Genomic DNA, 22,702 nt, shown 5'->3' with positions numbered 1-22,702 from the left:
GGGTCAGTGGCGCGGGGCCGGCGGGGGGTCCTGCCAGGCGGTGGCGCCCGCCGGGCCCGTGCCCAGCACGGCGCAGCGCAACCAGTGCTCGCCCGGCGGGAGTTGGCCGACCAGGGTGGGCAGGGCGGTGCGGCGGGCGAGGACGTTGGTGCCGGGCAGCGGCTCGATCACCCGGCCCTCGCGCGGGAGGGCGCCGTCGTCGGGGGCCAGGTCGACGAGGCCGCTGAGGTCGCCGCCCGCGCTGACGGCCAGCGCCCGGCCCGCGCCCTCCTCCCGGTCGGCGGTGCCGCCGTCGCGGTCGACGGCGAAGCCGCCCTCGGCGGTGTGCAGGGCGCGCCCGGTGCGGATGCGGTGGGTGCGCAGGTGCCAGGGCGCGGCGGCGGTCAGCCAGGTGGTGATCTCCACGTCGGCCCACGGCCGCCAGGTGCTGCGGACGGTGCCGTCCTCCTCGATGCCGTCGCCCGAGGCGGCCGGGTCCTCGCAGGTCTCCCGCACCCGGAAGTGCACCGGTTCGTCGCCCTCGTCGTCGCTGAGGGCGAGCACCGAGTCGTACGCCCCGGGCACGAGGCCCAGGTCGCCGACGGGCAGGCTGAAGCCGAAGCGGGTGGAGTAGGCGAACTTGGCGTATTTGGCCGGGCCGCCGCGCGCCCAGGTGTTGTGCTGGCGCCCGCTGAGCAGGGTCACGTCGCCGCCGGAGCGCAGCAGGACGGCGCCGGCGGGCGGTTGCACGAGGGTGTCGGGCAGGTCGGGCGGCGGCTGCTCGTCGGCGGCCCAGAAGCGGTGGGCTGCGGGCAGTGCGAGCGGCAGGAAGGCCTTCATCGCCCAGTAGGGCGACGCCGGTCCGTTGTACTGCTCGGCGACGGCGGGCTGCGGGTAGCCGTAGCCGATGCTCAGCAGGCCGTCGGGCGAGGTCGCGGCGGAACGGTCGCGCCACCAGCGCAGGTGCCGCATCAGCAGGCCCTTGACCTCGCCGGCGGGCAGCGCGCCGACGTCGGCATAGCCGAGCGCGCCCCAGAAGGACCCCTGGGCGAAGCGGTAGGTGAGGCTGCGCCCGTAGGGCACGGCGGAGCCGTCGTCGGCGAACCAGTGCCGGAAGCCGAGGGCGAATTCGCCGGCCCGCTGCCGGAAGCGGGCGGTGCGCGCCGGGTCCTCCCCGCCGGCCAGGGCCGCGTAGATCAGGCCGTAGAAGTGCATGGCCCAGGGGATGTAGTAGTCGCGCTGCTCGGTGGGCCCGTCGCTGTACCAGCCGTCGGCCAGCGCGTAGGTCTCCAGGCGCTCCAGGCGGGCGTGCCGGGCGTCGCGGTCGTGGGCGTAGCCGACCCTGTCCAGGCCGAGGGAGACCATGACGGGGAAGAAGTTCCAGTTGTTGTCCGGGGTGTCGGCGGTCAGGAAGCGGGTGAGCCAGGCGCCGACCCGGTCCTTCTCCGGGCCGCTGAGCGGGTCCCAGAGCTGCTCGGGCGCCAGTGCCAGGGCGAAGCCGAAGGCGGCGGACTCGACGGTGCGCTGGTCGATCCCCTCGGGGGCGCCCCAGTATCCGGGGTGCCCGGGGTCGGTGCCCGCGGCCAGGCCGCGCGCCCACACGTCCCAGTGCCCGAAGTCGCCGCCGCCTGCGGCCAGCGGGGCCAGGCCCCACAGGGGGCGGGCGTAGCCCTCCAGGTCGGCGGCGGTGTCGTCGTGGTGCGCGATGTTGACGCCGAGCCGGATACGGGCGCCGCCCGCGGTGGCGTACGGCGGCAGCGCGTCGGCCAGTTCGGTCGCGTACGCCCGCATCTCGGCGCGTGCCGACCCGCCGTCCTTGCCGCCGCCCATGTGGACCGCCCCTCCAGAAGTCGATGTCGCGACCACCTTCGCAACCCGATCGGCCCACGTCAACGCTCTTTGACCCCCGGATGTAACCGGTTTCCCCCCGAGCTTCGGGGCAGGCCCGCACCCGGGTCAGGGCAGGGCTTTCTCCAGCAGGCCGAAGCCCTCGTCCGCCTCGGCCGCACACCGCGCCAGCACGTCGGCGGGGCGCTCGCCGGCGAGCATCCGCTCGACATTGCGCACGGTCAAGGTGCGCTGCGTCGCGACGACCTGGCAGGCGAGCACCCGCGGCACGACGCCGTCCGGCGCGACACCCAGGGCCTCGGCGAGCGCCTGGGCGAGGCTGTCCTCGCTCCTGACCCACTGCTCCATCAGCCGCAGCTTGAGGCTGGGCGTCCGCGTGACCATGCGCTGGAAGTCCAGGAATTCGGGGTAGTCGGCGAGCCCGGTGTTCGGGTCGCCGGAGGCGAGCCCGGCCATGAAGCGGCGGTGCAGCGCGGCCAGCGGCGACTCGCCGGGCTCCCGCGACCTGACCACCTGCGCGGCTTCGTCCACGTGGTCGCGGATCGGGTGGAAGACCAGGTCCTCCATGGCGGGGAAGTAGTTGAAGACGGTCTTCTTGGACACGTCCGCGGCGGCCGCGACATCGGCGCTCGGCCCGACGCTGGGCGGACTGATCGCCGACAGCCAGAGTTCGGTGGACACCGCGGACCTCGGGGTCGCGACCACCTCACTGCGTTCCAGCCAGCAGCTCGGCACCGCGTTCGGCTTCGCGCTCTACAGCACCATCGTGGCCCGCTACCTGGACGCCCACCCGTCGGGTGCGGCGGGCGCCGCGGACATCGACGGCAATCTGGACCCTGGCGTGCTGAAGCATCTGCCGCCCGCCCAGTACCGCTCCGCGGTGGGCGTGTTCATCCACGCCGTCGACATCGTCTTCGTCGTCGCGGGGGTGGTCTGCCTGGCGGCCGGCCTGCTGGCCCTGGTCATCCGCGAGAAGGGCGCCACCAGGCGCCGGCCCGCGAGCCCGCCCGGCTCCCTGCCCGCCGATCCGCTCACGTCGGTGCGCGAGCCGACCTGAGGCCACCCAAGACCCCCGGTTCGACGCAGTCCGGAGCCACTGGCCCCAGGGGAGGGGAGGACTGCGCTGTACCGGGACCCCCACACCGGCCGGTCCGGGCGATCCTGCCCGGACCGGCCGGTGTGCGTGCCCGCGCGCTTGAGACGCACCGCTCGCGCCGCCGGCAGGGCCGGGGCTCGCGGGAGCGGACCGTCAGACGTTGAAGCCCAGGGCACGCAGCTGGTCGCGCCCGTCGTCGGTGATCTTCTCCGGGCCCCACGGCGGCATCCAGACCCAGTTGATCTTCAGGGCGCTGACGATGCCCTCCGTCGCCGTCTGGGCCTGCTCCTCGATCACGTCGGTGAGCGGGCAGGCGGCGGAGGTGAGGGTCATGTCGAGGGTCGCGACGTTGGTGTCGTCGACGTGGATGCCGTAGATCAGGCCCAGGTTGACGACGTCGATGCCCAGCTCGGGGTCGACCACGTCGTAGAGCGCCTCGCGGATCTCCTCCTCGGAGGCCGGCTTGAGAGCGACGTCGGTGCTGTCAGTCATGCGGTCTCCTCGGGTGTGGTGCCGGACAGGGCCTTCGCCGTGGCGTCCTTCCAGGCCATCCAGCTCAGCAGCGCGCACTTGACCCGCGCCGGGTACTTCGAGACGCCGGCGAACGCGACCGCGTCCTCCAGCACCTCCTCCATCGCCTCGTCGGGCTCGATCCGCCCGCGGGACTGCATCAGCTCCAGGAAGGTCTCCTGGATCTTCTGCGCGTCCGCCACGTCCTTGCCGACCAGCAGGTCGTTCAGGACCGAGGCACTGGCCTGGCTGATCGAACAGCCCTGGCCCTCGTACGACACGTCGCCGATGACGGTGCCGTCCAGCCGCACCCGCAGGGTGATCTCGTCACCGCAGGTGGGGTTGACGTGGTGCACCTCGGACTGGCCGTCGCGCAGGCCCCGCCCGTGCGGGTGCTTGTAATGGTCCAGGATCACGTCCTGGTACATCGAGTCGAGCTTCACAGCAGCACCACCATCATCACCCGAAGAAGTTCCTGACCTGTTCCAGGCCCTCGGCCAGGGCGTCGACCTCGGCCGGGGTGGAATACAGATAGAACGACGCCCGGGTGGTCGCGGGAATTCCGTACCGCAGGCAGACCGGCCGGGCGCAGTGGTGGCCGACCCGGACCGCGATGCCCTGCTCGTCGAGCACCTGGCCGACGTCGTGCGGGTGGATGTCGCCCAGCACGAAGGAGATCGCGGCGGCCCGGTCCAGCGACGTCTCAGGACCGATGATCCGCAGGTCGGGGATCTCGTGCAACCGCTCAAGCGCGTACTCGGTCAGCGCGTGCTCGTGCGCGGCGATCTTGTCCATACCGATCGCGGTCAGGTAGTCCACGGCCGCGCCGAGCCCGATGGCCTGGGCGATCGGCGGGGTGCCGGCCTCGAACTTGTGCGGCGCGGGGGCGTAGGTGGAGGAGTGCATCGAGACGGTCTCGATCATCTCGCCGCCGCCCAGGAAGGGCGGCAGGTCCTCCAGCAGCTCCTGGCGGCCCCACAGCACCCCGATGCCGGTCGGGCCGACCATCTTGTGGCCGGTGAAGGCCACGAAGTCGGCGCCGAGCGCCTGCACGTCGAGCGCCATGTGCGGGGCGGCCTGCGAGGCGTCGATCAGCACCAGCGCGCCGACGTCCTGGGCGCGGCGCACGATGGCCTCGACCGGGTTGACGGTGCCGAGGATGTTGGAGACCAGCACGAAGGAGACGATCTTCGTCTTCTCGGTGATGACCTGCTCGATGTCGGACAGGTCGAGCCGCCCGTCGTCGGTCAGGCCGAACCACTTCAGCGTCGCGCCGGTGCGCTGCGAGAGCAGCTGCCACGGCACGATGTTGGAGTGGTGCTCCATCTCGGTGATGACGATCTCGGTCTCGCGGTCCACCCGGTAGGGCTCATCGGCCCAGCCGAGCATGTTCGCCACCAGGTTCAGCGACTCCGAGGCGTTCTTGGTGAAGATCACCTCGTCGCGGCTGGGCGCGTTGATGAAGGCGGCGACCTTGTCGCGGGCGCCTTCGTACAGCGCGGTGGCCTCCTCGGCGAGCACGTGCACACCGCGGTGCACGTTGGCGTTGGACCGCTCGTAGTAGGAGTTGAGGGTGTCGAGCACCTGGCGCGGCTTCTGCGAGGTCGCCGCGTTGTCCAGGTACACCAGCTTCTTCCCGTCGTGGACCAGCCGGTCCAGCGCGGGGAAGTCCTTGCGGATCGCCTCGGTGTCGAGGAGGCCGGGGAGCGCCCGGCCGGCAGCGGTCACGCGACATTCCCCTCTGAGTTCGCTCCGCTCACGGGGCCGCCCTTCACGTAGGACTCGTAGCCCTCTTCCTCCAGCTTGTCGGCCAGTTCGGCGCCGCCGGACTCGGCGATGCGGCCGGCCGCGAAGACGTGGACGAAGTCGGGCTTGATGTACCGCAGGATGCGCGTGTAGTGGGTGATCAGCAGGGTGCCGACCTCGCCGCCCTCGCGGACCCGGTTGACGCCCTCGGAGACCACGCGCAGCGCGTCCACGTCGAGGCCGGAGTCGGTCTCGTCGAGGATCGCGATATGCGGCTTGAGCAGTTCGAGCTGCAGGATCTCGTGGCGCTTCTTCTCACCGCCGGAGAAGCCCTCGTTGACATTGCGCTCGGCGAAGGCGGGGTCCATGTTCAGCCGCTCCATGGCCTCCCTGACCTCCTTCACCCAGGTGCGCAGCTTGGGGGCCTCGCCGCGGATGGCGGTGGCGGAGGTGCGCAGGAAGTTGGAGACGGACACCCCGGGCACCTCGACCGGGTACTGCATGGCGAGGAAGAGGCCGGCCCTGGCCCGCTCGTCCACGGTCATCGCCAGCACGTCCTCACCGTCGAGGGTGACGGTGCCGCCGGTGACGGTGTACTTGGGGTGTCCGGCCAGCGAGTACGCGAGCGTGGACTTGCCGGAGCCGTTGGGGCCCATGATGGCGTGGGTCTCGCCCTGCTTCACGGTCAGGTCGACGCCTTTGAGGATCTCCTTGGTGGAGTTGTCGGCTTCGACGGTGACGCGCAGGTCGTTGATTTCAAGCGTGGCCATGGGTGACTCAGGACTCCTGGGTGACGGAGACGAGCACGTCGTCCCCAACGATCTTGACGGGGTATACGGGGACGGGCCGCGTGGCGGGCAGCCCGGACGGCTTGCCGGTGCGCAGGTCGAAACTCGACCCGTGCAGCCAGCACTCGATCTGGCAGTCCTCGACCTCGCCCTCGGAGAGCGAGACGTTGGCGTGCGAGCAGATGTCGTTGATCGCGAAGACATCGCCCGCGGTACGGACCACGGAGACCGGCACACCGTCGATCTCGACGCGCTGCGGGGTGTCCTCGGCGAGGTCCCCGAGCGCGCAGACGCGTACGTACGAGTCGGTGGCGGTCATCCGACGGACGCCTCCAGTTCGGCGTCGATCTTCGCCATCAGCCGCTCTTCGAGGTCGGGCAGGCCGATCTGCTGCACCAGCTCGCCGAAGAAGCCGCGGACCACCAGGCGGCGGGCGTCCTCGTCGCGGATGCCGCGGGACTGCAGGTAGAAGAGCTGCTCGTCGTCGAAGCGGCCGGTCGCCGAGGCGTGTCCCGCGCCGACGATCTCGCCGGTCTCGATCTCCAGGTTCGGCACCGAGTCGACCCGGGCGCCGTCGGTGAGGACGAGGTTCCGGTTCAGCTCGTAGGTGTCGGTGCCCTCGGCCGCGGCCTGGATCAGCACGTCGCCGATCCACACCGCGTGGGCGTCCTGGCCCTGGAGCGCGCCCTTGTAGGCCACGTTGGACCGGCAGTGCGGGGTGTCGTGGTCGATGAAGAGCCGGTGCTCCTGGTGCTGGCCCTCGTCGGTGAAGTACAGCCCGTACATCTCGGCCTCGCCGCCGGGGGCGCCGTAGACGACCCGCGGGCTCAGCCGGACCAGGTCGCCGCCGAAGGTGACGACCACGGACTTGAAGGTGGCGTCCCGGCCGATCAGCGCGGTGTGCTGGGCGGCGTGCACGGCGGTGTCGTCCCAGTCCTGCACGGAGACCACGGTGAGCTTGGCGCCGTCGCCCACCAGGTACTCGACATTGCCCGCCATGACGGAGTCACCGGTGTGGTCGATGACCACGACGGCCTCGGCGAAGGCGCCGACCTCGACCACCTGGTGGCCGTAGACGGTGCCGCCCTCGCCGTGCACGGCGATCCTGACCGGCTCGGTCAGGATCGCTTCCTTGGGGATGCTGACGACCGAGGCCTTCTCGAAGGAGCTGTACGCCTGGGCGGCGACCCGGTCGACCGGCTTGCCCGCCCTGCCGACCCGCGGGTCGGTGCGGTCCACGGTCTGCACCGTGACGCCGTCGGGGGCGGTCACCTCGACCCGCAGGGCGCCGGTGGCCTCGGCGGTGCCGTCGTGCAGACCGCGCAGCCGTTCCAGCGGAGTGAAGCGCCACTCCTCCTCGCGGCCGTGCGGCACCGGGAAGTCGGCCACGTCGTAGGACGGGGCCGCGCTGACCCGGGCGTCGGCGGGATGCCCCACCGTGATGGCACCATCCGTGGTGCTGCCCGCAGGGGTGTTGTCAGCCATGGCTTGTCGTACAGCTCTCTCTCTGCCTTGTTGTGTTCGCTCGCCTCCGGCCGCTTCGATCCGGTGTCGACGGTCGATCGTGCTCGGTCGCTCGTTCCTCGCGACCTCCGCGCGTTCTCCCTTTCGACACCGGCGCGGCCTTTGGCTCGCTCACCGGTTCAGCCGGGGGGATGGTGGACGAGGGGGAGGCCGGGGCGGCTAGCCCACGGCGCCCTCCATCTGCAGCTCGATCAGGCGGTTCAGCTCCAGGGCGTACTCCATCGGGAGCTCCTTGGCGATCGGCTCGACGAAGCCGCGCACGATCATCGCCATGGCCTCGAACTCGGTCATGCCGCGGCTCATCAGGTAGAAGAGCTGGTCGTCGGAGACCTTGGAGACGGTCGCCTCGTGGCCCATCGACACGTCGTCCTCGCGGACGTCCACGTACGGGTAGGTGTCCGAGCGGGAGATCGTGTCGATCAGCAGCGCGTCGCACAGCACGTTCGACTTCGATCCGGCCGAGCCCTCGCCGATCTCGATGAGGCCGCGGTAGGAGGTGCGGCCGCCGCCGCGGGCCACCGACTTGGAGACGATGTTGGACGAGGTGTTCGGCGCCATGTGCACCATCTTGGCGCCGGCGTCCTGGTGCTGGCCCTCGCCGGCGAAGGCGATGGACAGCGTCTCGCCCTTGGCGTGCTCACCCATCAGGTAGACCGCCGGGTACTTCATGGTGACCTTGGAGCCGATGTTGCCGTCGACCCACTCCATCGTGGCGCCCTCGTAGGCGACGGCGCGCTTGGTCACCAGGTTGTAGACGTTGTTCGACCAGTTCTGGATCGTCGTGTAGCGGCAGCGGCCGCCCTTCTTCACGATGATCTCGACGACCGCCGAGTGCAGCGAGTCGGACTTGTAGATCGGCGCGGTGCAGCCCTCGACGTAGTGGACGTACGCGTCCTCGTCGACGATGATCAGCGTCCGCTCGAACTGGCCCATGTTCTCGGTGTTGATGCGGAAGTAGGCCTGCAGCGGGATGTCGACGTGCACGCCCTTCGGCACGTAGATGAACGAACCGCCGGACCACACCGCCGTGTTCAGCGACGCGAACTTGTTGTCGCCGGCCGGGATGACCGTGCCGTAATACTCCTGGAAGAGCTCGGGGTGCTCGCGCAGCGCGGTGTCGGTGTCCAGGAAGATGACGCCCTGCTCCTCCAGGTCCTCGCGGATCTGGTGGTAGACGACCTCGGACTCGTACTGCGCCGCGACACCGGCGACGAGGCGCTGCTTCTCCGCCTCGGGGATGCCGAGCTTGTCGTAGGTGTTCTTGATGTCCTCGGGCAGGTCCTCCCAGGACTCCGCCTTCTTCTCGGTGGACCGCACGAAGTACTTGATGTTGTCGAAGTCGATGCCGGACAGGTCCGAGCCCCAGGTGGGCATGGGCTTCTTGTCGAACAGCCGCAGACCCTTGAGCCGGAGCTTGAGCATCCACTCGGGCTCGGACTTCTTCGCGGAGATGTCACGGACGACGGCCTCGGACAGGCCGCGCTGTGCGGCCGCGCCCGCGACGTCGGAGTCGGCCCAGCCGTACTCGTACGTGCCGATGCCTTCGAGCTCCGGGTGAGTGGTCTCCGTGGGAGCAGTCATGCGGGGTTCCTCCCGGACTTGCTGGCAGATGCCTGGTCGGTGGTCGGGGTCTGGGGTTGCGCCGGTCGGGCGTCGCTGTCCTGGCCGGTGGGGTGCGGGGCCTTCGGGACGAAGGTGGTGCATACGCCGTCGCCGTGCGCGATGGTGGCCAGCCGCTGGACATGCGTCCCGAGCAGGCGGGAGAAGACCTCGGCCTCCGCCTCGCACAGCTCAGGGAACTGCTCGGCCGTATGGGCGACCGGGCAGTGGTGCTGGCACAGCTGCTCCCCCGCGGGTCCCGGGGCGCTGCGGGTCGTCGCAGCGTACCCGTCGGCGGACAGCGCACGGGCAAGTGCCCGGGTGCGGTCCTCGGGGGCCGCCGCGTCCACGATCGCACGGTAGCGCTCGGCCTGCGCAGCGACGCGGGCTCGGGCGAAAGCCGACACGGCGGCCTGGCCGTCCGGCCCTCCCCCGGCGGACTCGGCGATCCAGCGCAGCGCGTCGGCGGCGAGTACGTCGTAGGCCTGGTCGAACGCGTCCCGGCCGCAGTCGGTCAGTGCGAAGACCTTGGCGGGTCTGCCGCGGCCGCGGTGCCCGTAGACCCGCTGGTCGCGGGGCTCGACGGTATTGTCCGCGACGAGTGCGTCCAGATGGCGGCGGACGGCGGCCTGGGTCAGGCCCAGCCGCTGCGCCAGGTCGGCGGCGGTGGAGGGTCCGTGGTCCAGGATGGACCGGGCGACCCGGTTGCGGGTGCGCCGCTCCCCGGTCGTCTGCTCCTCCGCCGCCCCTTGAGCGGCACCACCGACGTATTTCACAACCCCATTGTTGCGTAATTCATCAGGCACGGGCAAGCGGCCCGGCCGCCGGACACGGTGTGCTGCATCACTTAGGGTCACCTAATTCCGCCCTGCCGCCAAAACCGCCGCCACGGCTCCCTAGACTCGTGCGCATGCGAATCGAGCCCGCGGTCGAGGTGACCGCTCTGGTCAAGCGGTACGGGACCAGGGCCGCGGTCGACGGCCTCGACCTCGCGGTGCCCTACGGCAGCGTCACCGCCGTGCTCGGCCCCAACGGCGCGGGGAAGACCACCACCGTCGAGGTCTGCGAGGGCTACCGGCGCCCCGACGGCGGCCGTGTCAGGGTGCTCGGGCTCGACCCGGTCACCCAGGGCGCGCAGCTGCGGCCCAGGATCGGCGTGATGCTCCAGGCCGGCGGGGTCTACCCCGGCGCGCACGCCGAGGAGATGCTGCGGCACACGGCCTCGCTGCACGCCCACCCCATCGACCCGGCACTGCTCATCGAACGCCTCGGCCTGGAGTCCTGCGGCCGTACGGCCTACCGGCGGCTGTCCGGCGGCCAGCAGCAGCGGCTCGCGCTGGCGATGGCCGTGGTCGGCCGGCCCGAGCTGGTCTTCCTCGACGAGCCCACCGCCGGCCTCGACCCGCAGGCCAGGCACGCCACCTGGGACCTGGTCCGCGAGTTGCGGGCGGACGGCGCCACCGTCGTGCTGACCACGCACTTCATGGACGAGGCCGAGCAGCTCGCCGACCAGGTCGTGATCATCGACGGCGGCCGGTCCATAGCCCGCGGCACCCCGGAGGAGCTGTGCCGCGGCGGCGCCGAGGGCACCCTGCGCTTCTCCGGACGGCCCGGCCTGGACCTGGCGTCGCTGCTCAAGGCGCTGCCCGTGGACAGCCTGGCCGCCGAGCTGAGCCCCGGCAGCTACCGCATCGAGGGGAAGGTCGACCCGCAACTGCTGGCCACCGTCGCCTCCTGGTGCGCCCAGCACGGCGTCATGCCCGACCGGCTCGCGGTGGAGCGCCGCACCCTGGAGGACGTCTTCTTGGAACTGACCGGCAGGGAGCTGCGCCGATGACCGCCACGGACACCAGCACGGGGTCGGCCTACGCGGCCGGGTCCTTCACCCCGTCGCCCGGCGCCGCCCGCACACCCGCGATGATCCGCGCCCAGGCCGTCCTGGAGACGAGGATGCTGCTGCGCAACGGCGAGCAGCTGCTGCTGACGGTGGTCATCCCGGCGCTGCTGCTGGTGGTCTTCAGCGGCGTCGACATCGTGGACACCGGCGCCGGCAAGTCGGTGGACTTCCTGACCCCCGGCATCCTGGCGCTCGCGGTGCTCTCCACCGCCTTCACCGGGCAGGCCATCGCCACCGGCTTCGAGCGGCGCTACGGCGTGCTGAAGCGGCTGGGCGCCTCGCCGCTGCCGCGCTGGGCGCTGCTGGCCGCGAAGACCTGCTCGGTGCTGGTCACCGAGCTGCTCCAGATCGTGCTGCTGACGGTGATCGCCTTCGCGCTCGGCTGGTCGCCGCACGGCAACCCGCTGGCGGTGCTGGTCCTGCTGCTGCTCGGCACCGCCGCCTTCTCCGGACTCGGGCTGCTCATGGCGGGCACCCTGAAGGCCGAGGCGACGCTGGCGGCGGCGAACCTGGTCTTCCTGCTGCTGCTGGTCGGCGGCGGGGTGATCGTGCCGATGGACAAATTCCCCGGCCCGGTGCGGTCGGCGCTGGAGCTGCTGCCGGTCTCCGCCCTGTCCGACGGCCTGCGCGACGTGCTCCAGCACGGCGCCGCGATGCCGTGGGGCGACCTGGGCATCCTCGCGGTGTGGGCGGCGGTCGGGCTGGCGGCCGCGGGCCGCTTCTTCCGCTGGGAGTAGCGCCCCCGGCTCCCCCGCCGAGCCGCGGGCCCGCCATGGCGCACACCCCTCGTGAAAACGCGCACAAGGCCGGCGCCTACCATGTCCCCGTGCCCAAGCTCCCCGAAATCGCGCGAAACCCGTTCGCCTGGATCGCCGCCCGGTACACCCCGGACCCGGTCACGGTCCGCCGGGCGACGCTCGCCGCCCTGGTGATGTCGGTGGTCATCGTGATCACCGGCGGCGCGGTCCGGCTGACCGCGTCCGGCCTCGGCTGCCCCACCTGGCCGACGTGCAGCGGCGACAGCCTGCTCGGCACCCGCGAGATGGGCGTCCACCACGCGATCGAGATCAGCAACCGCATGCTGACCTACGTCCTGTGCGCCGCCGTCGGCTGGGCCATCGTGGCGATCCGCGCGATGCGGCCCCACCGCACCGGCCTCTACCGGCTGGCCTGGGCGCAGTTCTGGGTCGTGGTGGGCAACGCGGTGTGGGGCGGCCTGACCGTGCTCACCAAGCTCAACCCCTACGTGGTGTCGCTGCACTTCCTGCTCTCCGCGGCGCTCATCACCGTCGCGGTGCTGACCTGGCAGCGGGTCGCGGAAGGCGACGCCCCGCCGCGGCCCCTGGTGGGCAAGCCGGTGCGGCAGCTGGGGCAGCTGCTGGCCGGCGCCGCCGCGGCGCTGATCGTGGTGGGCACCCTGGTCACCGGGGCGGGCCCGCACCCGGGCGACTCCAGCGCCGCGCACAAGGTGCAGCGCATCGACGTCGACTGGCGGACGATCGCCCAGCTGCACGCCGACTTCGCCTGGGTGGTGGTCGGGCTGACCGCCGCGCTGTGGTTCGTACTGCGGGCGGTGGACGCGCCGCGCGGGCCCCAGCGCAGGTCCGCCGAGCTGTTCGCGGTCCTGATGGGCCAGGGCGTCATCGGCTACGTCCAGTACTTCACCCACCTGCCCGCGGCGCTGGTCGACCTGCACATGTTCGGCGCCTGCCTGGTGTGGATCGCGACCCTGCGGGTGCTGCTGTCCTTCCGGGAGCGGCCGCAGGCCGAGCCCGGGACCGAGCCGGGGGCGGTCTCAGCGGCCGCCGCCGAGTCGGTCGGCGTCGTCAGGCAGCCGGTAGACGCGGCGCGCGTTCCCCTCGGCGACCAGGGCGGCGACCCGCTGTCCGTCCGCCGCTGACCACTCCCCCGCCGCCACCCGCTCGCCGACCGCCCGGTCCAGCGCGGCCAGGAAGCCGCGCGACCCGGTGACGTACAGCTCGGGCAGCCCGACCGCGCCCCCGGCGTAGAGCACCTTGCCGAAGGGGACACGGGCCAGCACCGCGGCCGGGTCGGTGCCGATCGCCAGACAGACGTGCGGCAGGTCCGCGGCCAGCCGGGCGGCGGCGCTCTCGTGCGCGGGCCCCGGCAGCAGCACGACGTCCGTGCCGTGGCCCGCGGTGGCCCGCAGGAAGGCCGCGACCGCTGCGGGCCCGGGACCGTCCTGGCGGTGCCGCAGCACCAGCGGCAGGCCGGACTCGACCGCGTGCCACAGCAGATGGCGCAGCAGCACCGGGTCCGCCGCTCGCTCGCCGACCCGCCGGTTCGCCAGCCAGTACGCGGCCGCGCACCGCACCTCGGCCGGCGTCGGCGCACAGCCGTCGCCCAGCGGCTCGGCGGCGCAGGAGAAGCCGACGGCGCTGAAGGCGGCGCCGTGCACGGACTGGGCGAGATTGGCCAGAAAACCGTCCACCGTGCCCGACGTGTCGGCCACCTGCTGGGCCAGCGGTTCGAGCCGCACGATCTCGTACGCCGCCGCGCCGCCCGCCGCGCCCAGCTCCTTGGGCGGGGTCAGGTCGCCCGGCTCGCCGGTGTCGACCAGATACGCCCGGATGCCGGTGCCGCGCAGCAGCAGCCGGGCCGCCTCGTAGGCGCCCAGCTCCCGGCGGCGGGCCAGATAGCGGGCCGGGGCGCAGTGCGCCTCCAGGCCGAGCAGCGGCGGGCACCAGCGGCGTACCGCGAAGCCCGCGGGGCTGTCGAAGAGCGTGGTGCCCGGCGCCGCGGCGCCGGGCAGCCGGGCCTCGAAGGCGCCGATCCCCAGGTCACCGGGCAGCACCCCGTGGCAATACGCGTCCACCACGTGTCCCCGCACCCCGGCCATCGCCGCCCTCCCGCCGCCCTGCGTCCGTCACGACCCTGCCATGGTCCTAACGGTGGGCGGCGGCGTCAGGTGTTGGCCCTGCCGCCGATCTGCGTTCCGGCCATGCGCCGCCACTCGTAGCGCCCGGTGCGCACCCGGGCCGCCATCTCGCCGGCGAAGTCGTCCTTGACGGCCACGTCCGCGCTGCGCGCTGCTTCCTGGGCCATGGCATACGTCGGCGCCACGAGGTCGCCCCACGCCCCGTCCTCCCCGACCATCACGATCCGCGCCCCCCGCTGGCCGAGGTATTCGACGCTGGCGTCGAGCTCACCATGGGCCTTCCCGAACCTCCGGATCTCCCGGACGAGCCGCCCGACCCTGCGTGCCTCACTCTTCTCGCTCATGAGCAGCACATTACCCGCCGGTAGGTCTGCACGTCCCGGGGTGCCCGCCGCGTAGGGCGGTGCTTTCCCCGGGGCGCGGGTCGCCACCGGCCGAAAGGGGCAGTTCGGTCCGTGCCGGACCACCGGCCGGTGGTGGGTTGCGCGCGCCGTTCCCCGCGCCCCCGAGGTGGTGGCGGTCCGTCGCCATGTGACGCGCCCACGCGGCGCCAGCCGCAGATCGGACACGGCCCCGCGCCCCCGAGGTGGTGGCGGTCCGTCGCCATGTGACGCGCCCACGCGGCGCCAGCCGCAGATCGGACACAGCCCCGCGCCCCTGGGTGGGTGCCCTCTTCGCAGAGGGTGACCGTTTTTCAGGGGCGCGGGGAACTGCGCGACCGGCCCCCACCGGGGCGCGGGCCGCCACCGGCCGAAAGGGGCAGTTCGGTCCGAGCCGGACCACCGGCCGTGGTGGGTTGCGCGCGCCGTTCCCCGCGCCCCTGAAAAGCACCGCCCTACGCAGAGGGCGCCCAAAAGCCGCCCGCAGGGGCTAGTGGAGGAAGGGGTCGATCGCCACGGCGACGAAGAGGAGCGTGGCGTAGGTGATCGACCAGTGGAAGAGCCGCATCTCCTTGAGCTTGGCCCCGGTCAGACCGGCCTTGGCCCGGGAGTGCAGTGCATGCGCCTCCTTGAGCCAGAAGGCGCCGAGGACCGCGGCCACCACGGGGTAGAACCAGGACGTCTCGCCCAGCGGCCACCACAGGGTGAGGGAGGTCAGCACCATCACCCAGCTGTAGAGGACGATCTGGCGGGCCACGACCTGGTTGCCCGCGACCACCGGGAGCATCGGGACGCCGACGCGCTCGTAGTCGTCCTTGACCTTCATCGACAGCGGCCAGTAATGCGGCGGCGTCCAGAAGAAGAGGACCAGGAAGAGGACGAAGGGCGCCCAGGCCAGCTCGTCGCGGACCGCGGACCAGCCGATGAAGACCTGGAGGCAGCCTGCGACGCCTCCCCAGACGATGTTCTGGGAGGTGCGGCGCTTGAGGCCGAGGGTGTAGACGAAGACGTAGTAGAGGATCGCGGTCAGCGACAGGCCCGCGGACAGCGGGTTGACCAGCAGCGCGAACCAGACCGTGGAGACCACCGACAGCGTGATGCCGAAGACCAGGCCCTCGCGCGGCGAGACCAGTCCGGTGACCAGCGGCCGCTGCTCGGTGCGGTGCATCAGCGCGTCGATGTCGCGGTCGATGTACATGTTGAGCGCGTTCGCGCCCCCCGCGGACAGGTAGCCGCCGACCACGGTCGCCAGCACCAGCCACAGGTCGGGCACCCCGCCGGCCGCCAGGAACATCACCGGAACCGTCGTGATGAGCAACAGCTCGATGATCCGCGGTTTGGTCAGTGCCACGAACCCCATGACACGGGCCTGCAGCGGCCGATGACCTGAGCCCGTCCCGATGACCCCTGCGGGTCGGGATTCGACGGCCGTCACGAACACCCCAAGAGAGATGAGTCAAGCAGGTTGCCGAGCACCTGGCCGCCGGCTTCGCCGAGCGGGCTAGGCCACGGTGCGGCCTGCGCGTACCACGCCACTCTAGACGCAGGGAATACCCCGGCTGCTCCCGGGGGTGGATCGTGTTGCCCTGCACTCGTTCACCAGGCGTTAACGAGCGCTCGGGAGGCGAAGTGGGACGTACGGGGGCAGGATCGAAAAGGTGCGCGTACACGACGGTAGGCTCAGGCATGTCGGGTAGGCACCACGTCACCGGCGCGTTTCGACGTATTTGTTGAGAGGAGCCCTGACCCAGGGTGAGCAAGCAGCCGACCACCGCAGACCTTGAATGGACAGAACTGGACCGGCGGGCCGTTGACACCGCTCGCGTCCTGGCCATGGACTCCGTGCAGAGGGTCGGCAACGGCCACCCCGGCACGGCGATGAGCCTGGCCCCTGCCGCGTACCTGCTGTTCCAGAAGGTGATGCGGCACGACCCCGCGGACGCCGACTGGACCGGCCGCGACCGTTTCGTGCTCTCCGCCGGCCACAGCAGCCTGACTCTCTACTGCCAGCTGTTCCTGGCCGGGTACGGCCTCGAAGTGGACGACCTGGAGGCCTTCCGCACCTGGGGCTCGCGCACCCCCGGCCACCCGGAGTACGGCCACACCACCGGTGTCGAGACGACCACGGGCCCGCTGGGCCAGGGTGTCGCCAACGCGGTGGGCATGGCGATGGCCTCCCGTTACGAGCGAGGCCTGTTCGACCCGGACGCGGCGCCCGGCACCTCGCCGTTCGACCACACCGTCTGGGCGATCGCCGGCGACGGCTGCCTGCAGGAGGGCATCTCCGCCGAGGCGTCCTCGATGGCCGGCCACCAGAAGCTCGGCAATCTGGTGCTGCTGTGGGACGACAACCACATCTCCATCGAGGGCGACACCGAGACCGCGGTCTCCGAGGACACCGTCAGGCGCTACGAGGCGTACGGCTGGCACGTGCAGCGCGTCGAGCCGCTGCCGAGCGGCGACCTCGACCCGCACGCGCTCTACGAGGCGCTGCTCGCCGCCAAGGCGGAGACGGGCCGGCCGTCCTTCATCGCGGCCCGCTCGATCATCGCCTGGCCCGCCCCGCACGCGCAGAACACCGAGGCCGCGCACGGCTCGGCTCTGGGCGAGGACGAGGTCCGCGCCACCAAGGAGGTGCTGGGCTTCGACCCCGACCAGCACTTCGAGGTGTCCGCCGATGTGATCGCACACACCCGGGCCGTCGGCGACCGCGGCCGCGAGGCCAAGTCGGCCTGGGAGAAGTCCTTCTCGGCCTGGCGCACCGCGAACCCGGAGCGCGCCGAGACCTTCGACCGCATCGCCGCGGCCGAGCTGCCCGCCGGCTGGGAGTCGCACCTGCCGGCCTTCGAGGTCGGCAAGTCGCTGGCCACCAGGGCGGCGTCCGGCAAGATCCTGGAGGCGCTGGGCGCGGTCGTCCCCGAGCTGTGGGGCGGCTCCGCCGACCTCGCGGGCTCGAACAACACCACGATCGACAAGACCTCGTCGTTCCTGCCCGAGGGCAATCCGCTGCCGGGTGCGAACCCGTACGGCCGCACGATCCACTTCGGCATCCGCGAGCACTCGATGGCCGCCGAGATGAACGGGATCACGCTGCACGGCAACACCCGTGTCTACGGCGGTACGTTCCTGGTCTTCTCCGACTACATGCGCAACGCGGTGCGGTTGTCCGCGCTGATGCACCTGCCGGTGACGTACGTGTGGACGCACGACTCGATCGGCCTCGGCGAGGACGGCCCGACCCACCAGCCGGTGGAGCACCTGGCCTCGCTGCGCGCCATCCCCGGGCTGAACGTGGTGCGCCCGGCGGACGCCAACGAGACGGTCGTGGCGTGGCAGGAGATCCAGAAGCGCTGGACCAAGGTGTTCGGCAAGGGCGCCCCGCACGGCCTGGCGCTCACCCGGCAGGGCGTGCCGACCTACGAGCGCAACGAGGACGCGGCCCGCGGCGGCTACGTGCTGTTCGAGGCCGAGGGCGGCCCCGCGCGGATCATCCTGATCGGCACCGGCTCCGAGGTGCAGCTGGCCGTCGGCGCCCGCGAGGAGCTGCAGGCCGCGGGCATCCCCACCCGGGTCGTGTCGATGCCGTGCGTGGAGTGGTTCGACGAGCAGGACCAGGCGTACCGGGACGGCGTGCTGCCGCCCTCGGTGAAGGCCCGCGTCGCGGTGGAGGCCGGCATCGGGCTGACCTGGCACCGCTTCGTGGGTGACGCGGGACGCATCGTCAGCCTTGAGCACTTCGGTGCCTCGGCCGACGCGAAGGTGCTCTTCCGTGAGTTCGGGTTCACCGCGGAGGCGGTGGCCGCCGCGGCGCGGGAATCTCTCGCCGCCGCTGATCGCTGACGCAGGCACACGACACATCAGGAGATGCAACTCTCATGACAGACGCACTCAAGCGCCTCTCCGACGAAGGCGTCGCGATCTGGCTGGACGACATGTCCCGCAAGCGCATCACGACCGGGAACCTGGCCGAACTGATCGACCAGCAGCATGTGGTGGGCGCGACCACCAACCCGTCGATCTTCCAGAAGGCGATCTCCGGCGACGCGCTGTACGACCCGCAGGTCTCCGACCTCGCCGCGCGCGGCCTCACCCCTGACGAGGCGGTGCGGATGATCACCACCGCCGACGTGCGCGACGCGGCGGACATCTTCCGCCCGGTCTTCGACGCCACCGACGGCCAGGACGGCCGGGTGTCCATCGAGGTCGACCCGCGCCTGGCGCACAACACCCGGGCGACCATCGCCGAGGCCAAGCAGCTGGCCTGGCTGGTGGACCGGCCGAACACCCTGATCAAGATCCCCGCGACCAAGGCGGGCCTGCCGGCCATCGCCGACGTCACCTCCCGCGGCATCAGCGTCAACGTCACGCTGATCTTCTCGCTGGAGCGCTACCGCGAGGTGATGGACGCCTACCTGACCGGCCTGGAGAAGGCCAAGGCGGGCGGCCTGGACGTGTCGCGGATCCACTCCGTCGCGTCCTTCTTCGTGTCCCGCGTGGACACCGAGATCGACAAGCGGCTGGAGAAGATCGGCACCGACCCGGCCAAGGCACTCAAGGGCAAGGCCGCCGTCGCCAACGCGCGGCTGGCCTACCAGGCCTACGAGGAGGTCTTCTCCTCCGACCGCTGGCAGGCCCTGGAGAAGGCCGGCGCGAACAAGCAGCGCCCGCTGTGGGCCTCGACCGGCGTCAAGGACCCGGCCTACCCCGCGACGCTGTACGTGACCGAGCTGGTCGCGCCGAACACGGTGAACACGATGCCGGAGGCGACCCTGGAGGCCACCGCCGAGCAGGGCCGGGTCACCGGCGACACCATCCGCGGCACCTACGAGCAGTCGCGGGCCGAGCTGGACGCCATCGAGGCGATCGGCATCTCGTACGACGACGTCGTCCAGCTGCTGGAGGACGAGGGCGTCGAGAAGTTCGAGACGGCCTGGAACGAACTGCTGGACTCCACCAAGGCGGAACTCGAACGGCTCTCTCCTTCGGAGGCCTGAGGTGACCACAGAAGACACATCCGCCCGGAGCGGCAACCCGCTGCGGGACCCGCTGGACCGCCGGCTGCCACGCATCGCCGGCCCGTCAGGGCTGGTCATCTTCGGCGTGACGGGCGACCTGTCCCGCAAGAAGCTGATGCCTGCCGTGTACGACCTCGCCAACCGCGGGCTGCTGCCGCCGGGCTTCGCCCTGGTCGGCTTCGCCCGCAGGAGCTGGGAGAACGAGGACTTCGCGCAGGAGGTGCACGACGCCGTCAAGGAGCACGCGCGCACGCCCTTCCGCGAGGAGGTGTGGCAGCAGCTCGCCGAGGGCTGCCGCTTCGTGCAGGGCAACTTCGACGACGACACCGCCTTCGAGACGCTGAAGTCGACCATCGAGGAGCTGGACAAGGCCCGCGGTACGGGCGGCAACTTCGCCTTCTACCTGTCGGTGCCGCCGAAGTTCTTCCCCAACGTGGTGCAGCAGCTCAAGAAGCACGGCCTGTCGCAGGGCACCGGCGAGTCGTGGCGGCGTGCCGTCATCGAGAAGCCGTTCGGACACGACCTGGCCAGCGCGCAGGACCTCAACCGGATCGTGCACGACGTCTTCCCGCCCAACGAGGTCTTCAGGATCGACCACTACCTGGGCAAGGAGACGGTCCAGAACATCCTGGCGCTGCGCTTCGCCAACACGATGTACGAGCCGATCTGGAACCGGTCGTACGTCGACCACGTGCAGATCACGATGGCCGAGGACATCGGCATCGGCGGCCGGGCCGGCTACTACGACGGCATCGGCGCGGCCCGCGACGTCATCCAGAACCACCTGCTCCAGCTGCTGGCGCTGACCGCGATGGAGGAGCCCGGCTCCTTCCACCCCAAGGCGCTCACCGCGGAGAAGCTCAAGGTGCTGGGCGCGGTCGAACTGCCCGACGACCTCGGCAAGGACACCGTGCGCGGGCAGTACGCGCACGCGTGGCAGGGCGGCGAGGAGGTGCTCGGCTACCTGGAGGAGGACGGGATCGACCCCAAGTCCAAGACCGACACCTACGCCGCGGTCAAGCTGGAGATCAACAACCGCCGCTGGGCCGGAGTGCCGTTCTACCTGCGCACCGGCAAGCGGCTGGGCCGCCGGGTCACCGAGATCGCGGTGATCTTCAAGCGGGCGCCGTATCTGCCCTTCGAGTCCGGGGCCACCGAGGAGCTGGGGCAGAACGCCCTGGTCATCCGGGTGCAGCCGGACGAGGGCGTGACCGTGCGGTTCGGCTCCAAGGTGCCGGGCACCTCCACCGAGGTGCGGGACGTGACGATGGACTTCGCCTACGGCGAGTCCTTCACCGAGTCCAGCCCCGAGGCCTACGAGCGGCTGATCCTCGACGTGCTCCTGGGCGACGCGAACCTCTTCCCACGCCACCAGGAGGTCGAACTGTCCTGGACCATCCTCGACCCGATCGAGGCCTACTGGGACAAGCACGGCAAGCCCGCCCAGTACGCGTCCGGCACCTGGGGACCGGTCGAGGCGGACGAGATGCTCGCACGAGACGGCAGGAGCTGGCGCCGGCCATGAAGATCGACCTCACGGACACCACGTCCGCACGAATCAACGCCGGACTGATCGACGCCCGGCGGGCCAGCGGCACCCCCGCGGTGGGCATGGTGCTGACCCTGGTCATCGTCACCGACGAGGGCAGCGCCTACGACGCGCTCAAGTCGGCGCACGAGGCCTCCACGGAGCACCCGTCGCGGATCCTGGCCGTCATCAAGCGGCCCGGCCGCTCCCCCCGGGAGCGGGCGGGCGCGCGGCTCGACGCCGAGGTGGTGGTGGGCGACGAGGCGGGCACCGGCGAGACCGTGGTGCTGCGCATGCACGGCGAGCTGGCCAACCACGCCGAGTCCGTCGTGCTGCCGCTGCTGCTGCCTGACGCCCCCGTGGTGTGCTGGTGGCCCGACCAGGCACCGCAGAAGGCCGGCACCGACCCGCTGGGGCGGCTCGCCCAGCGCCGTATCACCGACGCGTCGTCGGCCGAGGACCCGGTCGGCTCGCTGGTGCTGCGCGCCGAGAGCTACACCCCCGGTGACACCGACCTGGCCTGGACACGGCTGACCCCGTGGCGCTCCATGCTGGCGGCGGCCCTGGACCAGAAGCACTCCACGATCACCGCCGCGGCCGTCGAGGGCGAGGCGTACAACGCGAGCACCGAGCTGCTCGCGCTGTGGCTCGCCGATCGGCTTGGCATCGAGGTGGAGCGCAAGGTCTCCGACGGCCCCGGCATCACCGCGGTGCGGCTGGTGACCACCGACGGCGACATCGCCCTGGACCGCTCCGACGGCCGGCTCGCCGAGCTGTCGGTTCCGGGACAGCCGGACCGGCACGTGGCGCTCAAGCGGCGGGAGACCGCCGAGCTGATCGCGGAGGAGCTGCGCAGGCTCGACCCCGACGACATATACCGCTCCACGGTGCAGTTCGGGGTCACGCACCTGGTCAGCAACAACGGTTCCGGCAAGGGCGGCAAGGGCGGCAAGGACAGCGGTCCGACCGCCGCCGCCGGTGCCACGCCGTCGGCCGCGAAGAAGGCGGCCCCGGGGGGCAAGGCGGCGACGTCGAAGTGAGCACCCCGCAGGTGGTCGTCCACCGTGACAAAGGACTGATGGCGCGCGCCGCGGCGGCCCGGCTGATCACGAAGATCGTGGACGCCCAGGCCGCCCGGGGCTCCGCCTCGGTGGTGCTCACCGGCGGCCGCAACGGCAACGCGCTGCTGGCCGCGCTCGCCGAGTCCCCCGCGCGCGACGCGGTGGACTGGGCGCGGCTCGACGTGTGGTGGGGCGACGAGCGGTTCCTGCCGGACGGCGACCCCGAGCGCAATGTCACGCAGGCGGCCGGCCTGCTGGACACCGTCCCGCTGGACCCGGCCAGGGTCCACCCGATGGCGGCGTCCGACGGCCCGTACGGCTCCGACGTGGAGGCGGCGGCCGAGGCCTACGCGGCGGAGCTGGCCGCCGCCGCGGGGCCCGGCGACCACGGCAGGGTGCCGGCCTTCGACGTGCTGATGCTCGGCGTCGGACCGGACACGCATGTCGCGTCGCTCTTCCCCGAGCACCCGGCGGTGCGCGAGCAGACCCGTACGGTGGTCGGCGTCCACGGCTCCCCGAAGCCGCCGCCCACCCGGATCTCCCTCACCCTGCCGGCGATCCGCGCGGCCCACGAGGTCTGGCTGCTCGCCGCGGGCGAGGACAAGGCCGGGGCTGTGGCCCTGGCCCTGTCCGCCCCGGGCGAGCTCCAGGCCCCGGCCTCCGGTGCGCACGGTCTGTCCCGCACGTTGTGGCTGCTGGACCGGTCCGCAGCCACCAAACTCCCCCGCGACCTGTACCCGCCCGCCTCCGCGTAAGGCGGCGCCTTACCTCCGCGTAAGGCGGCGCCTACAGGGGCGCGGGGCTGTGTCTCATCCGCGGCTGGCGCCGCGTG

At 71.7% G+C, this 22,702-nt stretch carries 22 protein-coding genes; 9 read left to right on the top strand and 13 right to left on the bottom strand.

The window, feature by feature from the left end; translation table 11 throughout:
• Positions 1-3: 3 nt before the first annotated feature.
• Positions 4-1,809, bottom strand: coding sequence for a DUF2264 domain-containing protein (locus tag OG900_30945; protein ID WUH94112.1), 1,806 nt, complete (start codon positions 1,807-1,809; stop codon positions 4-6).
• A gap of 126 nt (positions 1,810-1,935) precedes the next feature.
• Positions 1,936-2,508, bottom strand: coding sequence for a TetR family transcriptional regulator (locus OG900_30940; protein ID WUH94111.1), 573 nt, complete (start codon positions 2,506-2,508; stop codon positions 1,936-1,938).
• Between OG900_30940 and OG900_30935 the strand changes: the two genes are divergently transcribed.
• Positions 2,501-2,884 (top strand): hypothetical protein, encoded by a 384-nt coding sequence (locus tag OG900_30935; protein WUH94110.1) that lies wholly within the window; start codon positions 2,501-2,503, stop codon positions 2,882-2,884. The two genes, OG900_30940 and OG900_30935, sit on opposite strands and share 8 nt — an antisense overlap.
• A gap of 192 nt (positions 2,885-3,076) precedes the next feature.
• On the opposite strand, the gene OG900_30930 is transcribed toward OG900_30935, so the two are convergent.
• The 8 genes from OG900_30930 to OG900_30895 form a co-directional block, all read right to left on the bottom strand.
• Complete coding sequence (locus OG900_30930) at positions 3,077-3,415, bottom strand: metal-sulfur cluster assembly factor (GenBank protein WUH94109.1); 339 nt, start codon at positions 3,413-3,415, stop codon at positions 3,077-3,079.
• Positions 3,412-3,876 carry an SUF system NifU family Fe-S cluster assembly protein gene (locus OG900_30925; protein ID WUH94108.1) on the bottom strand — a complete coding sequence of 155 codons (465 nt, stop codon included), beginning with the start codon at positions 3,874-3,876 and terminating at the stop codon, positions 3,412-3,414. The genes OG900_30930 and OG900_30925 overlap by 4 nt, the downstream gene beginning before the upstream one ends.
• A gap of 16 nt (positions 3,877-3,892) precedes the next feature.
• Positions 3,893-5,161 carry a cysteine desulfurase gene (locus OG900_30920; GenBank protein WUH94107.1) on the bottom strand — a complete coding sequence of 423 codons (1,269 nt, stop codon included), beginning with the start codon at positions 5,159-5,161 and terminating at the stop codon, positions 3,893-3,895.
• A complete protein-coding gene (gene sufC, locus OG900_30915; GenBank protein WUH94106.1) occupies positions 5,158-5,949 on the bottom strand; it encodes a Fe-S cluster assembly ATPase SufC in 792 nt (263 codons plus the stop codon). The genes OG900_30920 and sufC overlap by 4 nt, the downstream gene beginning before the upstream one ends.
• Positions 5,950-5,956: 7 nt before the next feature.
• Positions 5,957-6,286 (bottom strand): non-heme iron oxygenase ferredoxin subunit, encoded by a 330-nt coding sequence (locus OG900_30910; protein ID WUH94105.1) that lies wholly within the window; start codon positions 6,284-6,286, stop codon positions 5,957-5,959.
• The gene (gene sufD, locus OG900_30905) at positions 6,283-7,452 is read right to left on the bottom strand and encodes a Fe-S cluster assembly protein SufD (protein ID WUH94104.1); all 1,170 of its coding nucleotides are present in this window, start codon (positions 7,450-7,452) and stop codon (positions 6,283-6,285) included. The genes OG900_30910 and sufD overlap by 4 nt, the downstream gene beginning before the upstream one ends.
• Before the next feature lie 198 nt (positions 7,453-7,650).
• Entirely contained in the window at positions 7,651-9,072 is a 1,422-nt protein-coding gene (gene sufB / locus OG900_30900) for a Fe-S cluster assembly protein SufB (GenBank protein ID WUH94103.1), read from the bottom strand.
• Entirely contained in the window at positions 9,069-9,866 is a 798-nt protein-coding gene (locus OG900_30895; GenBank protein ID WUH94102.1) for a transcriptional regulator, read from the bottom strand. Before OG900_30895 ends, sufB begins: the two co-directional genes overlap by 4 nt.
• 134 nt (positions 9,867-10,000) lie before the next feature.
• Between OG900_30895 and OG900_30890 the strand changes: the two genes are divergently transcribed.
• The 3 genes from OG900_30890 (at position 10,001) to OG900_30880 (ending at position 12,887) form a co-directional block, all read left to right on the top strand.
• Positions 10,001-10,927: an ABC transporter ATP-binding protein gene (locus tag OG900_30890; GenBank protein ID WUH94101.1), complete on the top strand. Its 927-nt coding sequence runs from the start codon at positions 10,001-10,003 to the stop codon at positions 10,925-10,927.
• Positions 10,924-11,724: an ABC transporter permease gene (locus OG900_30885; GenBank protein WUH94100.1), complete on the top strand. Its 801-nt coding sequence runs from the start codon at positions 10,924-10,926 to the stop codon at positions 11,722-11,724. Before OG900_30890 ends, OG900_30885 begins: the two co-directional genes overlap by 4 nt.
• Positions 11,725-11,813: 89 nt before the next feature.
• Complete coding sequence (locus OG900_30880) at positions 11,814-12,887, top strand: COX15/CtaA family protein (protein ID WUH94099.1); 1,074 nt, start codon at positions 11,814-11,816, stop codon at positions 12,885-12,887.
• Here OG900_30880 and OG900_30875 read toward each other — a convergent pair.
• The 3 genes from OG900_30875 to OG900_30865 form a co-directional block, all read right to left on the bottom strand.
• Complete coding sequence (locus tag OG900_30875) at positions 12,783-13,847, bottom strand: amidohydrolase (GenBank protein WUH94098.1); 1,065 nt, start codon at positions 13,845-13,847, stop codon at positions 12,783-12,785. The two genes, OG900_30880 and OG900_30875, sit on opposite strands and share 105 nt — an antisense overlap.
• Before the next feature lie 65 nt (positions 13,848-13,912).
• Complete coding sequence (locus tag OG900_30870) at positions 13,913-14,230, bottom strand: hypothetical protein (protein ID WUH94097.1); 318 nt, start codon at positions 14,228-14,230, stop codon at positions 13,913-13,915.
• A gap of 526 nt (positions 14,231-14,756) precedes the next feature.
• Complete coding sequence (locus tag OG900_30865; protein WUH94096.1) at positions 14,757-15,701, bottom strand: heme o synthase; 945 nt, start codon at positions 15,699-15,701, stop codon at positions 14,757-14,759.
• A gap of 317 nt (positions 15,702-16,018) precedes the next feature.
• Between OG900_30865 and tkt the strand changes: the two genes are divergently transcribed.
• The 5 genes from tkt to pgl are packed head-to-tail and all read left to right on the top strand — an operon-like array spanning position 16,019 to position 22,625.
• Positions 16,019-18,106, top strand: coding sequence for a transketolase (gene tkt / locus OG900_30860; GenBank protein ID WUH94095.1), 2,088 nt, complete (start codon positions 16,019-16,021; stop codon positions 18,104-18,106).
• Between the two features lie 35 nt (positions 18,107-18,141).
• On the top strand, positions 18,142-19,260 hold the full coding sequence (gene tal, locus OG900_30855; GenBank protein WUH94094.1) for a transaldolase: 1,119 nt from the start codon (positions 18,142-18,144) through the stop codon (positions 19,258-19,260).
• Position 19,261: 1 nt separating this feature from the next.
• Positions 19,262-20,806 (top strand): glucose-6-phosphate dehydrogenase, encoded by a 1,545-nt coding sequence (zwf, locus tag OG900_30850; GenBank protein ID WUH94093.1) that lies wholly within the window; start codon positions 19,262-19,264, stop codon positions 20,804-20,806.
• A complete protein-coding gene (gene opcA / locus OG900_30845) occupies positions 20,803-21,849 on the top strand; it encodes a glucose-6-phosphate dehydrogenase assembly protein OpcA (protein WUH94092.1) in 1,047 nt (348 codons plus the stop codon). Before zwf ends, opcA begins: the two co-directional genes overlap by 4 nt.
• A complete protein-coding gene (pgl, locus tag OG900_30840) occupies positions 21,846-22,625 on the top strand; it encodes a 6-phosphogluconolactonase (protein WUH94091.1) in 780 nt (259 codons plus the stop codon). The genes opcA and pgl overlap by 4 nt, the downstream gene beginning before the upstream one ends.
• The last annotated feature ends 77 nt before the right edge of the window (positions 22,626-22,702 follow it).

This window comes from Streptomyces sp. NBC_00433 (assembly GCA_036015235.1).
GTDB lineage: Bacteria > Actinomycetota > Actinomycetes > Streptomycetales > Streptomycetaceae > Actinacidiphila.
This window is presented reverse-complemented; position numbering and strand designations above follow the sequence as displayed.